This is a genomic window from Nocardioides rotundus (assembly GCF_019931675.1).
In the GTDB taxonomy this organism is placed as follows: domain Bacteria; phylum Actinomycetota; class Actinomycetes; order Propionibacteriales; family Nocardioidaceae; genus Nocardioides; species Nocardioides rotundus.
Genome location: NZ_CP082922.1, coordinates 1,739,720 through 1,759,161, shown reverse-complemented (window position 1 = coordinate 1,759,161; position 19,442 = coordinate 1,739,720). Strand labels below are relative to the sequence as shown.

At 72.2% G+C, this 19,442-nt stretch carries 17 protein-coding genes and 2 pseudogenes; 9 read left to right on the top strand and 10 right to left on the bottom strand.

From position 1 onward, the window contains the following. Positions 1–294: 294 nt before the first annotated feature. Positions 295–1,221: a 5'-3' exonuclease gene (locus K8W59_RS08750; RefSeq protein ID WP_223399460.1), complete on the bottom strand. Its 927-nt coding sequence runs from the start codon at positions 1,219–1,221 to the stop codon at positions 295–297. Positions 1,222–1,254: 33 nt separating this feature from the next. Here K8W59_RS08750 and K8W59_RS08745 point away from each other — a divergent pair, with 33 nt between their 5' ends. Continuing rightward, entirely contained in the window at positions 1,255–1,692 is a 438-nt protein-coding gene (locus K8W59_RS08745; protein ID WP_223399459.1) for an Lrp/AsnC family transcriptional regulator, read from the top strand. 3 nt (positions 1,693–1,695) lie between these two features. Here the strand turns inward: K8W59_RS08745 and K8W59_RS20305 are convergent, their stop codons facing one another. The 5 genes and pseudogenes from K8W59_RS20305 to K8W59_RS08725 form a co-directional block, all read right to left on the bottom strand. After that, positions 1,696–2,061, bottom strand: coding sequence for an HPr family phosphocarrier protein (locus tag K8W59_RS20305; protein WP_397195987.1), 366 nt, complete (start codon positions 2,059–2,061; stop codon positions 1,696–1,698). Beyond that, positions 2,038–2,436, bottom strand: a pseudogene (gene dhaM, locus K8W59_RS20300) (dihydroxyacetone kinase phosphoryl donor subunit DhaM); the annotation flags it as partial. The pseudogene dhaM and the gene K8W59_RS20305, both read right to left, overlap by 24 nt. 2 nt (positions 2,437–2,438) lie before the next feature. Continuing rightward, positions 2,439–3,066, bottom strand: a pseudogene (gene dhaL / locus K8W59_RS08735) (dihydroxyacetone kinase subunit DhaL). Between the two features lie 3 nt (positions 3,067–3,069). After that, a complete protein-coding gene (gene dhaK, locus K8W59_RS08730) occupies positions 3,070–4,062 on the bottom strand; it encodes a dihydroxyacetone kinase subunit DhaK (RefSeq protein WP_223399457.1) in 993 nt (330 codons plus the stop codon). 344 nt (positions 4,063–4,406) lie between these two features. Further along, positions 4,407–5,885: a KamA family radical SAM protein gene (locus K8W59_RS08725; RefSeq protein ID WP_223399456.1), complete on the bottom strand. Its 1,479-nt coding sequence runs from the start codon at positions 5,883–5,885 to the stop codon at positions 4,407–4,409. 165 nt (positions 5,886–6,050) lie between these two features. Here K8W59_RS08725 and kdd point away from each other — a divergent pair, with 165 nt between their 5' ends. The 8 genes from kdd (at position 6,051) to K8W59_RS08685 (ending at position 14,799) form a co-directional block, all read left to right on the top strand. Next, positions 6,051–7,097 (top strand): L-erythro-3,5-diaminohexanoate dehydrogenase, encoded by a 1,047-nt coding sequence (kdd, locus tag K8W59_RS08720; protein ID WP_223399455.1) that lies wholly within the window; start codon positions 6,051–6,053, stop codon positions 7,095–7,097. Further along, on the top strand, positions 7,094–8,650 hold the full coding sequence (locus K8W59_RS08715) for an amidohydrolase (RefSeq protein WP_223399454.1): 1,557 nt from the start codon (positions 7,094–7,096) through the stop codon (positions 8,648–8,650). Before kdd ends, K8W59_RS08715 begins: the two co-directional genes overlap by 4 nt. Continuing rightward, complete coding sequence (gene kamD / locus K8W59_RS08710) at positions 8,647–10,248, top strand: lysine 5,6-aminomutase subunit alpha (RefSeq protein ID WP_223399453.1); 1,602 nt, start codon at positions 8,647–8,649, stop codon at positions 10,246–10,248. The genes K8W59_RS08715 and kamD overlap by 4 nt, the downstream gene beginning before the upstream one ends. Then, complete coding sequence (gene kamE / locus K8W59_RS08705; RefSeq protein WP_223399452.1) at positions 10,248–11,108, top strand: lysine 5,6-aminomutase subunit beta; 861 nt, start codon at positions 10,248–10,250, stop codon at positions 11,106–11,108. The genes kamD and kamE overlap by 1 nt, the downstream gene beginning before the upstream one ends. Next, entirely contained in the window at positions 11,105–11,497 is a 393-nt protein-coding gene (kal, locus tag K8W59_RS08700) for a 3-aminobutyryl-CoA ammonia lyase (protein ID WP_223399451.1), read from the top strand. The genes kamE and kal overlap by 4 nt, the downstream gene beginning before the upstream one ends. Positions 11,498–11,942: 445 nt before the next feature. Then, positions 11,943–13,526, top strand: coding sequence for an apolipoprotein N-acyltransferase (lnt, locus tag K8W59_RS08695; RefSeq protein ID WP_223399450.1), 1,584 nt, complete (start codon positions 11,943–11,945; stop codon positions 13,524–13,526). A gap of 2 nt (positions 13,527–13,528) precedes the next feature. Continuing rightward, positions 13,529–14,302, top strand: a complete 774-nt coding sequence (locus K8W59_RS08690) for a polyprenol monophosphomannose synthase (RefSeq protein ID WP_223399772.1) — start codon at positions 13,529–13,531, stop codon at positions 14,300–14,302. Further along, on the top strand, positions 14,299–14,799 hold the full coding sequence (locus tag K8W59_RS08685) for an FxsA family protein (RefSeq protein ID WP_223399449.1): 501 nt from the start codon (positions 14,299–14,301) through the stop codon (positions 14,797–14,799). Before K8W59_RS08690 ends, K8W59_RS08685 begins: the two co-directional genes overlap by 4 nt. A gap of 19 nt (positions 14,800–14,818) precedes the next feature. On the opposite strand, the gene K8W59_RS08680 is transcribed toward K8W59_RS08685, so the two are convergent. The 4 genes from K8W59_RS08680 to K8W59_RS08665 all read right to left on the bottom strand — a co-directional run bounded on the left by K8W59_RS08680 (position 14,819) and on the right by K8W59_RS08665 (position 19,391). After that, positions 14,819–15,202 (bottom strand): RNA polymerase-binding protein RbpA, encoded by a 384-nt coding sequence (locus tag K8W59_RS08680; protein WP_223399448.1) that lies wholly within the window; start codon positions 15,200–15,202, stop codon positions 14,819–14,821. A gap of 329 nt (positions 15,203–15,531) precedes the next feature. Next, positions 15,532–16,884 (bottom strand): MFS transporter, encoded by a 1,353-nt coding sequence (locus tag K8W59_RS08675; RefSeq protein WP_223399447.1) that lies wholly within the window; start codon positions 16,882–16,884, stop codon positions 15,532–15,534. Further along, a complete protein-coding gene (locus K8W59_RS08670) occupies positions 16,881–17,627 on the bottom strand; it encodes a glycerophosphodiester phosphodiesterase (protein WP_223399771.1) in 747 nt (248 codons plus the stop codon). Before K8W59_RS08670 ends, K8W59_RS08675 begins: the two co-directional genes overlap by 4 nt. Before the next feature lie 237 nt (positions 17,628–17,864). Further along, entirely contained in the window at positions 17,865–19,391 is a 1,527-nt protein-coding gene (locus tag K8W59_RS08665; protein ID WP_223399446.1) for a UDP-N-acetylglucosamine 1-carboxyvinyltransferase, read from the bottom strand. Between the last annotated feature and the right edge of the window lie 51 nt (positions 19,392–19,442).

Below are 19,442 nucleotides of genomic sequence, written 5' to 3'. Positions count from 1 at the left end.
TCCCCATATCCCGCCCACCGGGCATCAAAGGTCCCCATATCCCGCCCACCGGGCATTCCATGCTCCCAATAACCCGCCACCGGGCATTCCATGTCACCACAGCCCGCCGACCGGGCATTCCATGTCATTAACCAGGAGGCACCTGGAAGCATCAATTGCCCGGTCGACCGATCTTGGGTGCATCAAGTGCCCGGTCGGCCGATCTTGGGTGCATCAAGTGCCCGGTCGGCCGATCTTGGGTGCATCAAATGCCCGGTCGGCGGAGTTTGGATGCATCAAATGCCTGGTCGCCGGTCAGCCGGAGAGGGCGGTGACGGCACGCGCCATGGACGACTCCAGGTTCCACCGCTCGGCCAGGGCGAGCACCCGGTCGTGGTCGGCGGGGGAGCGGGGCATCGTGGTGTCCACGTCGCCGAGGTCCAGGTCCCGCGCGACGGCCACCACCTGGGGTGCGACCGCGAGGTAGTCCGCCGCGGCGAGGATCTTGGCCCGCGGGTTGGGGCCGAGGTCGCTGTCGGGGTCCTCGGCGGCGGCGAGCAGGCCCGGCATGTCGCCGTACCGCTGCAGCAGGGTCGCCGCGGTCTTCTCGCCGATGCCCTTGACCCCGGGGAGGCCGTCGGAGGCGTCGCCGCGCAGGGTCGCCATGTCGGCGTACTGCGCCGCGTGGACGCCGTACTTCTCGACCACGACATCGTCGGTGATCCGCTCGTGCCGGCCCACGCCACGGGCGGTGTAGAGCACCCGCACCTCGGCCTCGTCGTCGACGAGCTGGAAGAGGTCGCGGTCGCCGGTCACCACGTCGACCGGCATCCCGGCGCCGGTGGCCAGGGTCCCGATCACGTCGTCGGCCTCGTAGCCGTCGGCGCCGACCACGGTGATCCCCAGCGCGTCGAGCACCTCCAGGATCACCGGGATCTGCACCTCCAGTGGGTCGGGCACCTCCTCGACGTCGGGCGCCGGGCCCGCCACCTCCTCGACCACCCGATGCGCCTTGTAGGACGGGATCAGGTCCACCCGCCACTGCGGCCGCCAGTCGTTGTCCCACGCGCAGACCAGGTGGGTGGGGCGGTAGTCGGTCACCAGGCGCGCGATGAAGTCCAGCAGGCCGCGTACGGCGTTCACCGGAGTGCCGTCGGGCGCCAGGATCTCCCCCTTGATCCCGAAGAAGGCGCGGAAGTAGAGCGAGGCGGTGTCGAGGAGCATCAGGCGGTCGGCAGGCATGAGCCGATGGTAGGGCCCGCTAGGGTGTCCGCCGTGGAAGAGACCGACCGGAAGATCCTGAGCCTGCTGGCCACCGACGGCCGGATGTCCTTCACCGATCTGGGCAAGGCCACGGGGCTCTCGACCTCCGCTGTCCACCAGCGGGTCAAGCGGCTGGAGCAGCGCGGCCTGATCAAGGGGTACGGCGCGACCATCGACCACGAGCAGATGGGCCGGCCGCTCACCGCGTTCATCTCGATCACGCCGTTCGACCCCTCCGAGCCCGACGACTACCCCGACCGGCTGGCCACGATCCCCGAGATCGAGTCCTGCTGGTCGGTCGCGGGCGATGAGTCCTACATCCTCAAGGTGCGGGTCGCGGTGCCCTCGGACCTGGAGGACCTGCTGAGCCGGATCCGGGTGCAGGCGAACGTGTCCACCCGGACGACGATCGTGCTGTCCACGCCGTACGAGAACCGGCCGATGGCCTGAGGGCTACTCGCTCTCCCCGAACCGGTCGTCGTTCAGCTCGACGAAGCGCTGCAGCGCGGCCTCGGCGCCGGGCCCGCTTGCGCTCACCTCGATCCGGTGGCCGCGCTCGCCGCCGAGGGTGAGCACGCCGAGCATCGAGTCCGCGTCGACCGGCCCCTCGCCGGTGGTGGCGTTGCGGGCGGTGATGCTCTCCACCTCGCCCTCCAACGACTCCTGGGCGAGCGCGACGAACTTCGCGGCCGGGCGGGCGTGCAGGCCGTGCGCCGTGGTCAGCTCGAGGGTGACCGTGGCGTCGCCGCCCTCACCCGCCGAGGGCTGCGATGCGCCGGCGTTCGGGCTCGCTCCCAGGTGGTCCTGCTTGGCCCGCAACCCGCCGGAGGCCTCCGCAGCCACCCGCGCCGCGGGCGCACCCCCGGCGGCCGCGACGACGGCCAGCATCAGCCCCTCCACCAGGGGTGCGGGGGAGAGGATCACCCGGTCGGCGGTCTCCGGGTCGAGCAACTCCAGGGCCATCTCCGCGGAGAGTACGGCGCTGCCCAGGTCCATCAGCACCACGGCGCCATCCCGGTCGGCGGCCCGCTCGACCGCCTGTGCGATCGCCGCCGCATCGGTGCCGAAGGAGCCGTCGACCAGCCCCGCCGCCACCTCGACCCGCACCTCGCCGCCCGAGGCCATCTCCTGCGCCAGCGCGACCGCGGCGTCGGCCAGCGCCCGGCTGTGCGAGACCACCACGATGCCGGTCATGCTCAGCCCAGCGTCCGGGCGGCGGCCGCGACCAGCATCGCCATCGACGTGGCACCCGGGTCCTGGTGCCCGACGCTGCGCTCGCCGAGGTAGGACGCCCGGCCCTTGCGGGCCTGCATCGCGGTCGTCGCGTCGCGGCCCTCGGCCGCGGCCTGCGCGGCGGCGTCCAGGGCGTCGCCCGTCGCGGCTCCGCCGGCCACCGCGTCGTCGTAGGCCCGGGTCGCGGGCTTCGAGGGCGTCGTACATCGTCTTGTCGCCCGCCTCGGCCTTGCCGCGGGCCACCACGCCTTCCAGGCCGGCCCGCAGGAGGACGCCCACCGTGGCCGCGTCGAGCTCGTCGGCGTCGCCGGCGGCCGTGGCCATCCGGAGGAACAGCGTGCCGTAGAGCGGGCCGCTCGCGCCGCCGACCTTGCTCACCAGGGTCATCCCGGTCGTCTTCAGCAGCGCGGCGGGGGAGTCGGGCGGGCCGGCGTCGAGCGTCTCGAGCACCGCGGCCATGCCCCGGTCGAGGTTGCTGCCGTGGTCGGCGTCCCCGATGTCGGCGTCGAGGCGGGTGAGCAGGTCCCGGTTCTCGTGTACGTCGGCGGCGAAGGCGTCCAGCCAGGCGCGCAGCGCGGTGAGGTCGGGCATGTCTCAGACCCCCCAGCGCAGGCCGGGGGTCTTCACCGGTGCGTCCCAGAGCCGGAGCATCTCGTCGTCGGCGCGCATCAGGGTCAGCGAGCAGCCGGCCATCTCCACGCTGGTGATGTAGTCGCCCACCAGGTTCCGCGCGACGGTGATCCCGGCCTTGTCCAAGATGGTCGCGACCTCGCCGTACATCAGGTAGAGCTCCAGCAGCGGTGTACCGCCCATGCCATTGAGCATCGCGACCACCAGGTCGCCCCTGCCCACGCCGAGGTCGTCGACCACGGGCTCGGTGAGCATGGCCGCGACCTCGCCGGCGGGGGCGAGCGGCATCCGGGTCCGGCCGGGCTCCCCGTGGATCCCGATGCCCATCTCCATCTCCTCGTCCCCGATCTCGAAGGTCGGGGAGCCCGCCGAGGGCACGGTGGAGGAGGTGAGCGCCATGCCCATGCTGCGCCCGGCGTCGCTGGCCGCCTGGGCGACCCCGGCGACGGCCTGGAGGTCCCGCCCCTCCTCGGCGGCCGCGCCGGCGAGCTTCTCCACGAAGACGGTGACGCCCACGCCGCGGCGGCCGACGGTGTAGAGGCTGTCCTGCACGGCGACGTCGTCCTGGGTGACGACCTGGACCACCTCGACGTCGCCGGCCATCTCTGCGGCCATCTCGAAGTTCATCACGTCGCCGGTGTAGTTCTTCACGATGTGCAGGACGCCGGCGCCGCCGTCGACGCCCTGGGTCGCGGCCATCACCTGGTCGGGGACGGGGGAGGTGAAGACCTCGCCCGCAGCGGCGGCGTCCAGCATGCCGGGGCCGACGTACCCGCCGTGCAGGGGCTCGTGGCCCGAGCCGCCGCCGGAGACCAGCCCGACCTTGCCCTGCCGCGGTGCGTCGCCGCGGAAGATCACCTTGTTCTCCAGGTCGACCCGCAGCTCGGGATGGGCCGCGGCCATCCCCCGGAGCGCGTCGGTGACCACCTGGTCGGGGTCGTTGATCAGCTTCTTCATGGCGGCTCCTGCCCCTCGACCGGCTCGACGACTCGGGTCGGACGCTACGCGCGCCGGGAGTGCGCGGACAAGGGTCCGCGGTCCGCGCTCGCCCGCCCGCGTCGCCCGCCTGGCCCGCGATGGGAGGTAGCCCAGCCACCCGCCACGGCGCCGATCAGGTGGCTGGGCTACCTCCGGTCGGCCGGGTGGGGCAGGCGAACGCCGTCGCGGGGCGGCCGTACGCCATCGCCCGCCGCCCCCGCTCCGACCGTGTGGCTTTGAGGCCATCGGATGACTCCGAAGCCACACGGTCGACCGGTCGGCGAGCTACCGAGGGCGCGGCTGCCGGGAGCAGCGGGGGAGCCTCAGTGCGCCTGGAGCGCGGCGAGCCGGCGGGACGCCTCGGCGACCTCGGCGGCCTTGAGCGCGGACTCGTCGAGGCGGCCGTGCTCGGCCCACCACTCCTGGCCGGCGGCCGGGAGGGTGTGGATCGGGTCGTAGTACTCGTAGTAGCGGGTCAGCGCCTCGGCGTCGCCGGCCTCGATGGAGGTCCGGTAGTTCTTCGTCCAGTAGGAGATGCCGCGCTCGGTGTCGTAGTCGGCCAGCTGGTGCACCCAGCGCTTGCCGACGAACGGCACGTCGCAGACGATCCGCGGGGTGGCGAAACCGGGCAGGTAGCCCATGATGTGGTGCTGCAGCCGCTGCGCGTCGGCGACCGAGACCCGCCAGTGCTCGGAGAACGGGATCATGTCGCACATGTAGAAGTAGTAGGGCATGATCCCGGCGCCGTCGAGCAGGCCGAAGCACAGGTCGAGCAGCGCGTGCGGTTCGGCGTTGACGCCCTCCATCAGCACCCCCTGGTTGCGGACGTCGCGCAGGCCGGCGTCCAGCATCGCGCGGGTCGCCTGCGCGACCAACGGGGTGATCTGGTTGGCGTGGTTGACGTGGGTGTGCATCGCCAGGTTGACCCCGCGCGAGCGGGCGAGGGAGGCCACGCGGCCCACGCCCTCGACCACGTCGGGCTGCAGCCAGTGCTGCGGCAGCCCCATGAGGGCCTTGGTCGCCAGCCGGATGTCGCGGATGTTCTCGACCTCCATCAGGCTGGTCAGGAACGCCTCAAGCCGGGGCCAGGGCATGTTCGCCACGTCGCCGCCGGAGACCACCACGTCGCGCACGGTCGGCGTACGGCGCAGGTAGTCGAGCATGTCGCCGAGGCGGTCATTCGGCTTCCCGACGAACTTCAGCTTGTCCACCTGGGCGGTGGAGTTGCCGACCAGGTCCATCCGGGTGCAGTGGCCGCAGTACTGCGGGCAGGTCGGCAGCAGCTCGGCCAGCACCTTGGTGGGGTAGCGGTGGGTGAGCCCCTCGGTGGCCCACATGTCGTGCTCGTGCAGCGAGTCGCGGGTGGCGTGCGGGTGCGAGGGCCAGTCGGTACGGCGGTCGGAGAGGACCGGGATCATGTAGCGGCGCACCGGGTCGGCGTAGAACGCCTCGGTCAGCGAGCCCGGCCCGGCCGGGGCGACCGTGGGCGCCATCGTGTTCATCATCTGCGGCGGCACGAGCATCGACATGGTCGCGCGCTCGGCCTGGTCGCGCTCAAGGTCGGCGTAGAACCGCTCGTCCAGCAGGTCGCCCATCAGCTCGCGCAGCTGCTTGACGTTCTTCACGCAGTGCGCCCGCTGCCACTGCACCGACGCCCACTCCTCGGCGGTGACGTCGCGCCACCCCGGGAACCGCGTCCAGTCCGGCTCGACCACCTCGGGGCGCGCGTAGACGTAGGGCTGCGCGTCGGTCGGGTGGTGCGCGTCGGTGCCGGTCTGCGGCGTGCGGGTGTCGATGCTCATGGCTGCTCCCTGGGTGTCTCCGGTCGGGGCGGTCGTGTGCGGGCGGGCGCGTCGGTTGTGACGTGCCTGACCTGTCTGACAGAGTACGAGGAGAACGTTCGGCAAGTCCAACGCAACGCCGCACGATTTCCCGTCAGCACCGTTCTGAAGCGAAGGAATCTCACCATGGCGCGCCGTCCCAGCGATCCGACCGGCCTGCACCGGGTCCTCGACGACCGACTGGTGCTCCCGCAGGCGGCCCAGCGGCTCGACACCGCCCGGGAGCTGTGGCCCGACGAGGTGCGGATCCGCACCGAGCGGCTCAACCTGGACGCCGCGTCCTTCCGCCAGCTCGAGCGCACCCACGACGGGGACGGAGACCGGGTGCGCGCCGCGGTCCTCGACATCGTGGCCTCGCGCGGGAAGATGCAGAACCCCGAGACCGGGTCCGGCGGGATGCTGGTCGGCACGGTCGAGGAGGTCGGCCCCGAGTCGCCGCTCGGCCTGCAGGTCGGGGACCGTGTCGCCACGCTGGTCTCCCTCACCCTCACCCCGCTGGTGATCGAGGACGGGCTCGCCGGCTGGGACGGGCGCTCGGAGCAGGTGCCGTGCGACGGGTACGCCGTCCTGTTCGGCCGCTCGATCGCCGCCGTCATCCCCGACGACCTGGACCCCGCGCTGAGCCTGGCGGTCATGGACGTCTGCGGCGCGCCGGCGCTGACCGCCCGCGTCGTGGAGGAGTACGGCGCCTCCGGGCGGCCGACCGTCGCCGTGGTCGGCGGGGCCGGGAAGTCCGGCTCGCTCAGCCTGGCCGCGGCCCGCCGGGCCGGCGCGGCCCGCACCATCGGGGTCGTACCGAACGAGCGCGAGGCCACCCTGCTCAAGGCGACCGGCCTGGCCGACGAGGTCGTGCTGGCCGACGCCACGGACCCGGTGGCGCTCCGCGACGCGGTCGCCGGCGCGGGCGGACCGGCGGACGTGACGGTCGTGTGCGTCGACGTACCCGGCTGCGAGGGCGGCGCGATCCTGGCCACCGCCGAGGGCGGCACGGTGATCTTCTTCTCCATGGCCACCTCGTTCTCCGCGGCGGCGCTGGGGGCCGAGGGGCTCGCGGCCGACGTGCGGATGCTGGTGGGCAACGGCTACGTCCCCGGCCACGCGGCATTCGCCCTGGACCTCCTGCGCGCCGAGGAGGGCGTCCGGTCCCTGTTCGAGGGGAGACTGGAGCCGTGACCCGCATCCTCCTCCGCAACGCCCGCGTCCACACCACGCTCCCTCCGGACGAGGACTCCCCGACGACGCCGTCCGCGGTGGCCGTCGAGGACGGCCGGGTCGCGTGGATCGGCGACGAGGACGGGGCGTCGGCCTGGGCCGACGCCGACCGCGCGATCGACCTGGGCGGTGCCTGGCTCGGCCCCGGCTTCGTGGACGCGCACCTGCACGCCGTGCAGACCGGGTTCGCCGAGACCGGGCTGGACCTCACCGGCAGCCGGACCCGAGAAGAGGCGCTCGACCGGCTGGCCGGGCACGCCGCCCGCGCGGCCGACGGCACGGTGATCGTCGGGCAGGGTTGGGACGAGACCCTCTGGCCGGACGCCACACCCCCGACCGCCGCGGAGGTCGAGCGGGCCGCGCCGGACGCGCGAGTGATCCTCACCCGGGTCGACGGGCACTCCTCGGTGCTGTCCCCGGCGCTGACCGCCTCCGTGCCGGGCCTGGAGTCGATGGACGGCTGGAGCGACGACGGCCGCGTGGTCCGCGAGGCGTCGCACGCCGTCCGGGTCGTGCTCGCCACGCTCATCGGCCCCGACCAGCGGCTGGACGCCGCCCGCGCCGCGTGCCGGCTGATGGCCCGCCAGGGGGTGGTGGCCTTCCACGAGAACGCCGCCCCGCACATCGGCCCGGAGTACGAGCTCGACCTGGTGCGCCAGGCCGCCGAGGAGACCGGGCTGCACGCCACGCTCTACTGGGGCGAGGCCGGCGCGCTGGACGCCGCGCAGCGACTGGGGGTGGCCGGGCTGGCCGGTGACCTCAACGTGGACGGCGCGGTGGGCTCGCGCACCTCCTGCCTGCACCAGCCCTACACCGACGCGCCCGGCACCACCGGGCACGCCTATCTCACCGCCGAGGAGATCGCCGAGCACGTGCTGCTGTGCACGGAGTCCGGCCTGCAGGCGGGCTTCCACTGCATCGGCGACGCGGCCATGGACGCGGTCGCGGAGGGCTTCCGGCGCGCGGCCTCGACGGCGGGGCCCGAGGCGATCCGGGCGGCCCGGCACCGGCTGGAGCACGTGGAGATGCCCAGCACCGAGGTCATCGCCACGCTCGCCGAGCTCGGCGTGACCGCCAGCGTGCAGCCGATGTTCGACGCCCTGTGGGGCGGGCCGGAGCAGATGTACGCCGAGCGGCTGGGCGCGCGCTGGCAGGGGATGAACCCGCTGCGGTCCCTCGCGGACGCGGGCGTGGCGCTGGCCCTCGGCTCGGACTCGCCGGTCACCCCGGTGCGCCCCTGGGCGGCCGTGCGGTCCGCCGTACTCCATCACGAGGCGGAGCAGCGCCTGGACCCGCACACCGCCGTCACCGCCCACACCGTTGGCGGCTGGCGGGCGGCGGGCCACACCGACCGAGGACGCGTGGAGGTGGGCGCGCCCGCCGACCTCGCCGCCTGGCACCTGCCCGCCGGAGCCGAGGCCGGCCTGCCGGTGCTGGCTCCCGACACCGACCTTCCCCGCCTGCGCCTGACCCTGGCCGCCGGCCGGATCATCCACGAGGAGGACCCCTCATGAGCAGCCAGACCACCGGGCGTCTCGAGCTGGACGTCGCCGACGTCCAGCGGGCGCGCGAGCTTGCCGAGCGGGCCGGGCGACCCATCGTCGACCTGGCCCGCGCCCACACCACCGTCTCGGTCGAGCGCGCGACGCTGCGCCTGGCCGGCCTCGCCGGCGCCGACGCCGAGGGCACCCCGTGGGTGAACCGGCTGGCCGACGTGGTGCGCGCCGACCTCGCCGAGGACGGCGGGCTCGCGCACGGCGTGGCGCTGCCCGTCTGGGACGCCCTGGCGCGCGGGGAGGCCGCCGACCTGGCCGAGCTGGCCCAGAAGGCGTCGGTCGGCAGTGTGAGCTTCCGGCTGCCCACCGGGGCCGACGCGGACCGCGCCCGTGGGGCCGCCCGCGCGGCCGTCGGCGGCGGGATCGCCCTGATGGACCAGCGGCGCACCGAGCGGGACCGGCTGATCGCCGAGGTCGGCGACGCGCCGCGGAAGCCGTGGATCTACCTGATCGTGGCGACCGGCGACATCTACGAGGACATCCCGCAGGCGCAGGCGGCGGCCCGCGAGGGCGCGGACGTGATCGCGGTGATCCGCTCGACCGGCCAGAGCCTGCTCGACTTCGTGCCCGAGGGCGCGACCCGGGAGGGCTTCGCCGGCACCTACGCCACCCAGGAGAACTTCCGGCTGATGCGGGCGGCGCTGGACGAGACCTCCCGCGAGCTCGGCCGCTACATCCGGCTGACGAACTACGCCTCCGGGCTGTGCATGCCCGAGATCGCGGCGCTGGCGGGCATGGAGCGGCTGGACATGATGCTCAACGACTCGATGTACGGCATCCTCTTCCGCGACATCAACCCGATCCGTACCTTCGTCGACCAGCGCTTCAGCCGCCAGGTGCACGCGCGCGCGGGCATCATCATCAACACCGGTGAGGACAACTACCTCACCACCGCCGACGCCGTGGAGGCCGCGCACACGGTCACCACCAGCCAGCTGCTCAACGAGTACTTCGCCAAGGAGGCCGGCCTCGAGGACTGGCAGCTCGGCCTGGGGCACGCGTTCGAGATCGACCCGGACGTGCCGGACAGCTTCCGGATGGAGCTCGCGCACGCGATGCTCGCCCGCGACCTCTTCCCGTACGCGCCGCTGAAGTGGATGCCGCCGACCCGGCACATGAGCGGAGACATCTTCCGCGGCTACCTCCTCGACGGCTTCTTCAACCTGGTCGGCGCCCTGACCGACCAGGGGATCCTGCTGGTCGGGATGATGACCGAGGCCGTGGTCACGCCCTGGCTCTCCGACCGCGACCTGGCGCTGCAGAACGTGCGCTACGTGATGAACGCCGCCGGCAACCTGCACGAGGACTTCCACCCGCAGCCCGGCGGCTTCATCCAGGAGCGGGCACGGCAGGTCCTCGGGGAGGCGATGACCCTGATGGAGGAGATCGCCGCCGACTCCGACCCGGCCGGCCACCCGCCGCTGCTCGCGGCGATCGCCGACGGCACGTTCGGCCTGATGAAGCGGCCCCCCGAGGGCGGCAAGGGCCTGGACGGCGTCTTCGAGCGCTCCGAGGGCTTCTACAACCCCGCGACCGAGATCCTGGAGGAGGCGTGATGGTCTCGACAAGCTCGACCACCGAGGGCGCAGGCTCGACCACCGAGGGCGCAAGCTCGACCACCGAGGGCGCAGGCTTGACCACCGAGGGCGCAGGCTCGACCACCGGCGTCGGCGGGCCGATCCGTCCGTACGGCGACACCACCGGCGACGGGATGGTGCAGGTCAGCTTCACCCTGCCCATGCCGCACTCCAAGGTCGCCGAGGGCGCCGCGCTGCAACTGGCCACCAAGATGGGCATGGACCCTGCGCTGGTCGTGCACGCCAAGCCGATGGGGGAGGGCTTCACCTTCTTCGTCGTCTACGGCCGGGTGAACCACCTCGTGGAGCCGGACAAGGTCGAGGTCGTGGAGCGCGACTACCCGCTGCTCACGCCCAAGGAGGCGAACGCCGCGATCAAGGAGTCGCTCCGCCGGCGCCTGGTCGTCGTGGGCGCCTGCATCGGCACCGACGCGCACACCGTCGGCATCGACGCGATCCTCAACATCAAGGGCTTCGCGGGGGAGAAGGGGCTGGAGTACTACCGCGAGGTCAAGGTGGTGAACCTCGGCGCCCAGGTGTCGGTGCCCGAGCTCGTCGAGCGGGCCCGCGCCGAGCGGGCCGACGCCGTCCTGGTCTCCCAGGTCGTCACCCAGCGCGACGCCCACCTGCTCAACACCCGCGAGATGTCGGCCGCGTTCCGGGAGTCCTACCCCGCCGACCAACGCCCGCTGCTGGTCGTCGGCGGCCCGCGCTTCTCCGAGAGCGCGGCGGCCGACCTGGGCGTGGACCGGGTCTTCAGCCGGGGTACGACGCCCGGCGAGGTCGCCTCCTACCTCGTCCACCGCCTCGCCCCGACCGCCGAGAGGACCGCCTCATGACCGCCGAGCCCGGAACCCGCGTGGTGCACCGTCGCTACGTGCCCTACTCCGACGCCCACTACGCCGGGAACCTCGTCGACGGCGCCTACAGCCTCAAGCTCTTCGGCGACGTGGCCACCGACCTCAGCATCCTCACCGACGGGGACGAGGGGCTGTTCGCGTCCTACTCCGACGTGCAGTTCCGCGAGGCCGTGCGGGCCGGCGACGTGCTCGAGGTCAGCTGCGAGCTGGTGCGGGTAGGCACCCGCAGCCGGACGATGGAGTTCGCGGTGCACGTGGTCGCGCGCGGCGCGGCCACGGACGAGCGGCCCGGCGCGGCCGCCGTACTCGACCCGCCGCTGCTGGCCACCACCGCGACCGGCGTGGTCGTCGTCCCACCCCGGCCCTGACACCACCGGCACCGAGCAGGGCAACCCTGCTACGGCACGTCGGCGTCCGACCAGCGGACGACACGCCGGGAAATCAGAAAAAGTCTCGGAAAGTACGGCGCGGACGACCCCCTCCTGACCTGCGAGGACGCGCGTAGCCGCAGGTCAGCGGCCGGTTGACACCCGGCCGAGCGGGCATCGAAGGTATCCCGAAGTCCGTCCACGCAGTAGCGGTCAGCGGACCGACGTCCGAGTGGTCGAGTCGCACCATCCGCGCCACGGATGAGCAGTGACCCGAGTCCACGGAGGTCGGTCTCGCACCGCGAGGACGGAGGCGGGAGACCCCCGGGTCCCCTAGACAACACTCCCTCCAGCGGCAGCCCGTCGGTGGCGGGGTGGTCCGAAGGTCTCGGAGGTCTCCCGCCTGTCCTGCCGGGCGGTCGGACCCCACCGGTACCGTGGAAGCGTGCTGCTCCGGACCCTCCTCGCCCTGGGCAGCGGCGCGGCCCTCACCCTGGCCTTCGAGCCGGCAGCGATCCGGCTGCTGATCCCGTTCGCGCTCGCCGGGCTCGTGCTCTCCGTCCGCGGGCTCCCGGCCCGCCGCGCCTGGTGGCCGGGGCTGGTGTTCGGGCTGGTGTTCATGACCTGGCTCCAGCACTGGATGACCGCGATCGGCACCGACGCCTGGATCGGGATCAGTCTGGTCGAGCCGCTCTTCTTCGCCCCGCTGGGCAGCGCCCTGGCCACGGTCCAGCGGCTGCGCTGGTGGCCGCTGTGGACCGCTGCGGTGTGGGTGGCGGTGGAGTCGGTGCGCACCACCTGGCCCTTCGGCGGGATGCCCTGGGGTCGCGTCTCCTACGGCGTCGCGGACACCTGGTGGGCGCAGATGCTGCCGTACGCCGGCTTCACCGGCGTCTCCTTCCTCCTCGCCCTCACCGGGTCCGCGCTCGCCTGGGCCGTCGCCGGAGGGTGGCGACGCCCCGGTCTCGCGGCCGGAGTGGCGGTCGCGCTGGCCCTGGTGACCGTCGGCCCCGTGCTGGCGCCGTACCAGCCCGAGCGGGTGGGCTCGGCCACCGTCGCGGTCGTGCAGGGCGATGTCCCCGGCGACGGGACCAACGTGCTGCTGGACCACCGCCAGGTGACGGAGAACCAGCGCATCGTCACCGAGCGGATCGCCGCCGACGTCGCGGCCGGCCGGTCCCCGGAGCCCGACTTCGTGCTCTGGCCGGAGAACTCCACGGCCGTCGACCCCTTCGCCAATGCCGACATCCGGGCGACCATCACGGCCGCGTCCCAGGCGGTGGGCGTGCCGATCCTGGTGGGAGCGCTCGTGGACGGCGCGGAGCCCGGCACCGTGCTCAACCAGGGCATCGTCTGGCGTCCGGAGGTGGGCGCCACCGAGCGCTACAGCAAGAGCCACCCCGTCCCGTTCGGGGAGTACATCCCCTGGCGCGGCAAGGGCCCGATGAAGGAGTTCGAGAACTTCGGCCGGCTGACCGAGATCAGCCGCGACATGGCGCCCGGCCGGCGCGAGACTCCGCTGCGGATCGGCGGCATCAGGGTGGCCGACGCGATCTGCTTCGACGTCGCCTACGACGACGTCTTCACCCGCCAGGTCGGTGCCGGCGCGGAGCTGATCACGGTGCAGACCAGCAACGCGATGTTCATCCGGACCCACCAGATCGACCAGCAGTTCGAGATCACCCGGCTGCGGGCGCTCGCCTCCGGCCGGTCGCTGGCGGTCGCCTCGACCAACGGGATCAGCGGGGTGATCGGCCCCGACGGCGAGGTCCGGGCGCAGGCGCCGATCCGCACCCGGACCTCGCTGACCGAGACCGTGCCGCTGGTCAGCCAGGTCACCCCCGCCGTCCGGCTCGGCGCCTGGCCGGCCCGGCTCTCCTGGCTGGTGGCGCTGCTGGCGCTCGCGGCGGTCGCCCTGCGTCGTGGCGGCGTGACGTATCGTCGGGGGCGAGCCGATGCCGAGCCGCCCGCGAGCCCACGGGCCCTGGTGCCGGCCGGCCCCACCCCGGAACGTGAAGGACGACCGTGACCATGCCCCCTGCGGGTGACCGCGACCTCGGCACCGAGTGCATGGTCATCCCCACCTACGACGAGGTCGACAACATCGAGCGGGTGGTCGGCGAGCTGCGCGCCGCGCAGCCGGACGTGCACGTGCTCGTGGTCGACGACGGCTCACCCGACGGCACCGGCGAGGTCGCCGACAAGCTGGCGGCGGCCGACGACCACGTGCGGGTCGTGCACCGCCGGGAGAAGGCCGGCCTGGGCGCGGCGTACCTCCACGGCTTCCAGGTCGCCCTGGACGCGGGCTTCGACGTCGTCGGCGAGATGGACGCCGACGGCTCGCACCGGCCCGACCAGCTCGGCCGGCTGCTGGCCGCCCTGCGCGACGCCGACGTCGTGATTGGCGCGCGCTACGTGCGCGGGGGAGAGGTGGTCAACTGGCCGCTGAGCCGCCAGGTGCTCTCCCGGGGCGGCAACCTCTACGTCCGGCTGCTCCTGGGCCTCCGCCTGAAGGACGCCACCGCCGGGTTCCGGGTCTACCGACGGAGCGCGCTGGAGACGATCGACCTGTCCAGCATCCGCTCCACGGGCTACGTCTTCCAGACCGAGCTGGCGCACCGGGCGGTGCAGGCCGGGCTGCGGGTGGTCGAGGTGCCGATCAGCTTCGTCGAGCGGGAGTACGGCGAGTCCAAGATGAGCGGGGCCGTGGCCGTCGAGTCGCTCAAGCGGATCACCGCGTGGGGGCTGGCCGAGCGGCGGCGCCAGGTCGAGCGGTGGGCCGAGCAGCGAGGAGGACGGTCATGAGGGCCCGCCGTACCCGCCTGTCCATGTGGTTCATGGTGCTGGCGTTCGTCGTGGTGCCCCTGGTGGAGATCTGGGCGATCATCCAGGTCGGCCAGGTCATCGGCGCCTGGTGGACCATCGCGCTGCTCGTCGCCGACTCGCTCCTCGGCGCCTGGCTGGTCAAGCGCGAGGGGCGCCGGGCGTTCCGTGCCCTGACGACGGCCCTGAGCAGCGGGCGGATGCCCGCCGGCGAGCTCGCCGACGGCGCGCTGATCCTGATCGGCGGCACGTTGATGCTCACGCCGGGATTCGTGACCGACCTGGCCGCGCTGCTGCTGATCCTGCCCTTCACCCGGCCGATCGCGCGCCGGGTCCTCACCCGGCTGGTGACGCGCCGCCTGCTCGTGGCTGGGGTGGGCACCTATCCCTCGGGCCGCTCGGGCCCGAACGCACAACGCCCCGGACGACCTGGGCCGGAGGACGGCCCGGTGGTCCGGGGCGAGGTGATCGACGACTAGCGTCGCGCTCGCATGAGCGTCAGGCGCTCTTGCGCTTGCGCTGGTTCGCGCGGTGCAGGTGGGCGGGGCCGATCTCACCGTCGCGCAGCAGCTGGAGGCGCTCCTTGAGGATCTCCTCCAGCTCCTTCTCCGAGCGGCGCTCGAGCAGCATGTCCCAGTGGGTACGTGCCGGCTTCTCGGCCTTCTCCTCCTTCTCGATGCCCTGCGTGCTCAGGCTCTCCTGGCCACAGCGGGGGCACTCCCAGACGGCCGGGACCTCAGCCTCGACCGACATCGTGATCTCGAACTCGTGGCCCTGCGGGCAGCGGTAGCCCACCTGCTGACGCGCAGCGAACTCGACGCCGCGCTCGTCCTCGAAGCTCTGGCCTCCGAGCCGCGCTCCACGAAGCGTCCGTTCTGCCATGGGGCAACCTCCAGTCTTGTTCGTCCGTGCCTCACCCATGTGACGGGGAGGCGGAGGTCTCATGACGCGGATCTCGCATCGGGGGGAATCGACCTCGGACTGTTCAACGTTACTCCGCCCCCATCCGTTCCGCCTGGCCCCGATGAGGTGGGTCACAATCACACTTTCGGGTGGGTTGGCTGGCTCTCGCCGGCGCCGCGGTGGCGTTCATTTCCCAGGTAGTCACGCTGTGCCGTCGCTGTACGGGGCAAATTCACCAAGTACGGCGACGCCGCGGCACGACTACCTGGGAAATGGACGCCCGCGCCCATCGGGGCGGCGCCGGGGGCTCACACCACGGCGGGGACGTCGTTCCCGGCCTCGCGGATCCCGCGGGCCGTGTCGACCCTCATCAGCAGCAGCCCGCCGAGGGCGAAGAACACGATGAGCGCGAAGATGGCCGGCCGGTAGGAGCCGGTGAACTGGTAGACCAGACCGAACACCAGCGTCCCGAACCACGAGGTGCCGCGGTCCATCGCGTGATAGAAGCTGAAGTACTCCGCCTCCTTGCCCCGCGGGATCAGCAGGGAGAAGTAGGACCTGGCCAGCGCCTGGGTCCCGCCCAGCACGATGCCGATCGCGACGCCGAGCACCAGGAATGGCGCCACCTCGCCCTCGGGCAGGAACAGGGCCGCGGTCACGATCACCATCCAGGTCGCCAGCCCGCCCAGGATCGTCCGCTTCGCGCCGATGCGGGCCGCCAGTCTGCCGAACAGGAGGGCGCCGCCGAAGGCCACGAACTGGACGAGCAGGATGGTTGCGATCAGAACACCCTGCCCGAAGCCGAGCTGTTCCGCGCCATAGGTCGACGACGACGCGATCACGGTCTGGATCCCGTCGTTGAAGAACAGGTAGGCGAGCAGGAAGGTCAGCGCCATCGGATAGTTCTTCATCTCCTTCAGCGTCTGGAAGAGCTGTCCGAAGCTGCGCACGAAGGCGTTGCCCGACACCGGCTCGACGTCGGCGGGAGGGTGGTTGCTCAGACCGAAGAACGGGATGAGCGTGAACGCCGCCCACCAGATCGCCGCGGACAGCATGCTGATCCGCGCGGCCTCCGCCTCGCTGAGGCCGAAGGGGAGGACCACGACGAGGGCCAGGTTCAGCGCCAGCAGCAGACCGCCGCCGAGGTAGCCCCATGCCCACCCTCGCGAGGAGACGCGATCGCGCTCGTGCTCGGTGGAGATCAGCGGGAGGATCGAGTCGTTGACGACCATGGACGCGGCCAGGCACAGGTTGGCCCCGATGATCGCGACGGCGCCGATCTCCCAGTTGTCACCCCGGGCGAAGAACAGCAGCGACGCGAACGCCGCGCCCACCCACGCGAAGCCGGCCAGCCACTGCTTCTTCTTCTCCGTGCGGTCCATCATCGCCCCGAGCGGCGGCAGCGCGATCGCGGACAGGATGGTGGAGAACGTGACCAGGTACGACGGCAGCGAGCCCGGCGCGACCTGCAGGCCCAGCACGCTCACCCGGTTGTTCACCGCCGCCGCCTCGGCGACGCCGATCAGGTAGGGCGCGAAGAGGACCGTCGCGATCGTGGTGACGTAGGCGCTGTTGGCCCAGTCGTACCAGTACCACGCCTTCTGCTCCTTGGCCCGCCACAGCGGGCTCAGGTCGGCGATGCCGGTGACCTTCTCGCTCATGCTTGCCCCCTCCACTTGCCGGCCTGCTCCAGCTCGGTCTTGAGTACGTCGGTCCGGTCGGTCACCAGACCGTCCACGCCGACGTCGATCAGCTCACGCATCTCGGTGGGGTCGTCGACGGTCCACACGTGCACGTGCTTGCCCGCCCGGTGGGCCCGACCGACCAGCCGGCGGCCGGCGACAGTGAGCGGGCCGCGCCGGTGGGGCACCTGGAAGGCGTCCGGCCCGCCAGCGGCCCTCCGGGCCAGCGACTCCGGCAGCAGCACCCAGGCGGCCACCTCCCACGGGCTCGCCGAGGTGGCGACCCGGCCGTGGGTGAGCCGGCGGAAGCGGCGCAGCCGCCGGTGGGAGAAGGAGCCGACCAGCACCCGGTCCCAGGCGTCCCGCTCGTCGAGGAACTCCGCCAGCGCCTCGACCGACGCCTCGGACTTCACATCGATGTTGAAGCGCGCGTCGGGGAAGGCGTCGAAGAGCTCGGCCAGCGTCGGGATCCTCTCGTGCCCGCCGATCCGGGCGCGCCGGATCTCGTCGTACGTCAGGTCCTCCACCGCACCCCGATGATCGCTGACCCGGTCCAGGACCGAGTCGTGGAAGGCCAGCAGAACGCCGTCGGCGGTCACGTGCACGTCGGTCTCGAGGTAGTCATATCCGGCGTCGACGGCGTGCCGGAACGCCGTGAGGGTGTTCTCCAGGCCATCCAGCTCCGGGTGCCCCGCCCCTCCGCGGTGGGCCAGGGCCAACACGGAGCCGGGCGGGTCCAGCACCGCGTCCAGGTAGGCACGGCCGGTCCGCGGCGCCGCAGCGCGGGAGTCGGAGGGTCGCTCGGGTGTCGTCACGCGAGAAGTATCACCGGCGCACCCCCGCCCCGTCCTGAGCCCCGCTGCTCAGTTTCCTCAGATGTCGCGGCCCCTCTGCGCGCCATCCTGCGGGGCTCGCCTCCAGCACACCTCGCTCCGCTCGGGGTACCTCCGGCTCACTCCTCAGATGTCGCGGAAGGGCTCGATGTTGGCGCCCAGCTGGTTCAACCGCTCGGCCAGGTCCTCATAGCCGCGGTGGATGACGTAGGTCGACCGCAGCACCGAGGTGCCCTTCGAGGCCAGCATCGCCAGCAGGATCACCACGGCCGGGCGCAGCGCCGGCGGGCAGACGATCTCCGCGCCCGACCAGTGCGTCGGCCCCTCGACCAGCACCCGGTGCGGGTCCAACAGCTTCACCTGCGCTCCCAGCTTGTTCAGCTCGGTGAGGTAGATCGCCCGGTTCTCATAGACCCAGTCGTGCAGCAGGGTCTGCCCGTCGGCGACCGCGGCGATCACCGCGAAGAACGGGAGGTTGTCGATGTTGAGGCCGGGGAACGGCATCGGGTGGATCTTGTCCAGCGGCGCGCGCAGGGTCGACTTCTTGGTGGTGATGTCGACAAGGCGGGTACGGCCGTTGGCGGCGACGTACTCCGGCGAGCGCTCGTAGGAGAAGCCCATCTCCTCCAGCAGCGCGAGCTCGATCTCCATGAACTCGATCGGCACCCGCCGCACCGTGATCTCGGACTCGGTCACCACGGCGGCGGCGATCAGCGACATCGCCTCGATCGGGTCCTCGCTGGGCGCGTAGTCGACGTCCACGTCGATCTGGTCGCGCCCGGTGACGGTCAGCGTGGTGCTTCCGACGCCCTCGACGTCCACGCCGAGCGCCTGCAGGAAGAAGCACAGGTCCTGGACCATGTAGTTCGACGACGCGTTGCGGATCACCGTCGTCCCGGGGTGCAGGGCGGCCGCCATGAGCGCGTTCTCCGTGACCGTGTCACCGCGCTCGGTCAGCACGATGGCCCGCTCCGGACCGGTGCCGGTGCGCACGCTGGCGTGGTAGGAGCCGTCGGTGGCGACCACGTCCAGGCCGAACGGGCGCAGCGCCGACATGTGCGGCTCGACGGTGCGGGTGCCCAGGTTGCAGCCGCCGGCGTAGGGGAGGTCGAAGCGCTCGGCCCGGTGGAGCAGGGGGCCGAGGAACATGATCACCGATCGGGTACGCCGGGCCGCGACCTCGTCGATCGCGTCCAGCTTGAGGTCGACCGGCGGGACGATCTCCAGGTCGTTGTTGTCGTTGAGCCAGCGGGTCTGCACGCCCAGGCTGCTCAGCACCTCCAGCAGGCGGTTGACCTCCTCGATCCGCGCGACCTTGCGCAGCGTCGTGCGGCCGCGGTTGAGCAGGGAGGCGCACAGCAGCGCGACGCCGGCGTTCTTCGAGGTCTTGACGTCGATCGCGCCGGACAGAGTCGTGGGTCCGCTGACCCGCAGGTGCGTGGGACCGGCGCCGAGCGCGACGATCTCGGAGTCCAACGCCGCGCCGATCCGGGCGACCATCTCCAGGGAGAGGTTCTGGTGCCCCTTCTCGATCCGGTTGATCGCGCTCTGGCTGGTGCCGAGCCGCTCGGCCAGCTGCGCCTGCGTCAGGCCGCGGTGCTTGCGGGCATCCCGGATCAGGTTGCCGATCCGGTCCTTGTAGTCCTCGGTCATGTCACCACCGTATCTCAGATATGAGATAGCGCCATCTCGGCGCCTCCGTGT

Bases quoted from the DNA above. Each gene is read 5' to 3' on its own strand.
- kdd (WP_223399455.1), top strand. From the start codon at position 6,051: ATGGCGCGCCGTCCCAGCGATCCGACCGGCCTGCACCGGGTCCTCGAC.
- K8W59_RS08680 (WP_223399448.1), bottom strand. From the start codon at position 15,202: ATGGCAGAACGGACGCTTCGTGGAGCGCGGCTCGGAGGCCAGAGCTTC.
- kamD (WP_223399453.1), top strand. From the start codon at position 8,647: ATGAGCAGCCAGACCACCGGGCGTCTCGAGCTGGACGTCGCCGACGTC.
- dhaK (WP_223399457.1), bottom strand. From the start codon at position 4,062: ATGAAGAAGCTGATCAACGACCCCGACCAGGTGGTCACCGACGCGCTC.
- K8W59_RS08685 (WP_223399449.1), top strand. From the start codon at position 14,299: ATGAGGGCCCGCCGTACCCGCCTGTCCATGTGGTTCATGGTGCTGGCG.
- K8W59_RS08750 (WP_223399460.1), bottom strand. From the start codon at position 1,221: ATGCCTGCCGACCGCCTGATGCTCCTCGACACCGCCTCGCTCTACTTC.
- kamE (WP_223399452.1), top strand. From the start codon at position 10,248: ATGGTCTCGACAAGCTCGACCACCGAGGGCGCAGGCTCGACCACCGAG.
- K8W59_RS08725 (WP_223399456.1), bottom strand. From the start codon at position 5,885: ATGAGCATCGACACCCGCACGCCGCAGACCGGCACCGACGCGCACCAC.
- K8W59_RS08665 (WP_223399446.1), bottom strand. From the start codon at position 19,391: ATGACCGAGGACTACAAGGACCGGATCGGCAACCTGATCCGGGATGCC.
- kal (WP_223399451.1), top strand. From the start codon at position 11,105: ATGACCGCCGAGCCCGGAACCCGCGTGGTGCACCGTCGCTACGTGCCC.
- K8W59_RS08675 (WP_223399447.1), bottom strand. From the start codon at position 16,884: ATGAGCGAGAAGGTCACCGGCATCGCCGACCTGAGCCCGCTGTGGCGG.
- K8W59_RS08690 (WP_223399772.1), top strand. From the start codon at position 13,529: ATGCCCCCTGCGGGTGACCGCGACCTCGGCACCGAGTGCATGGTCATC.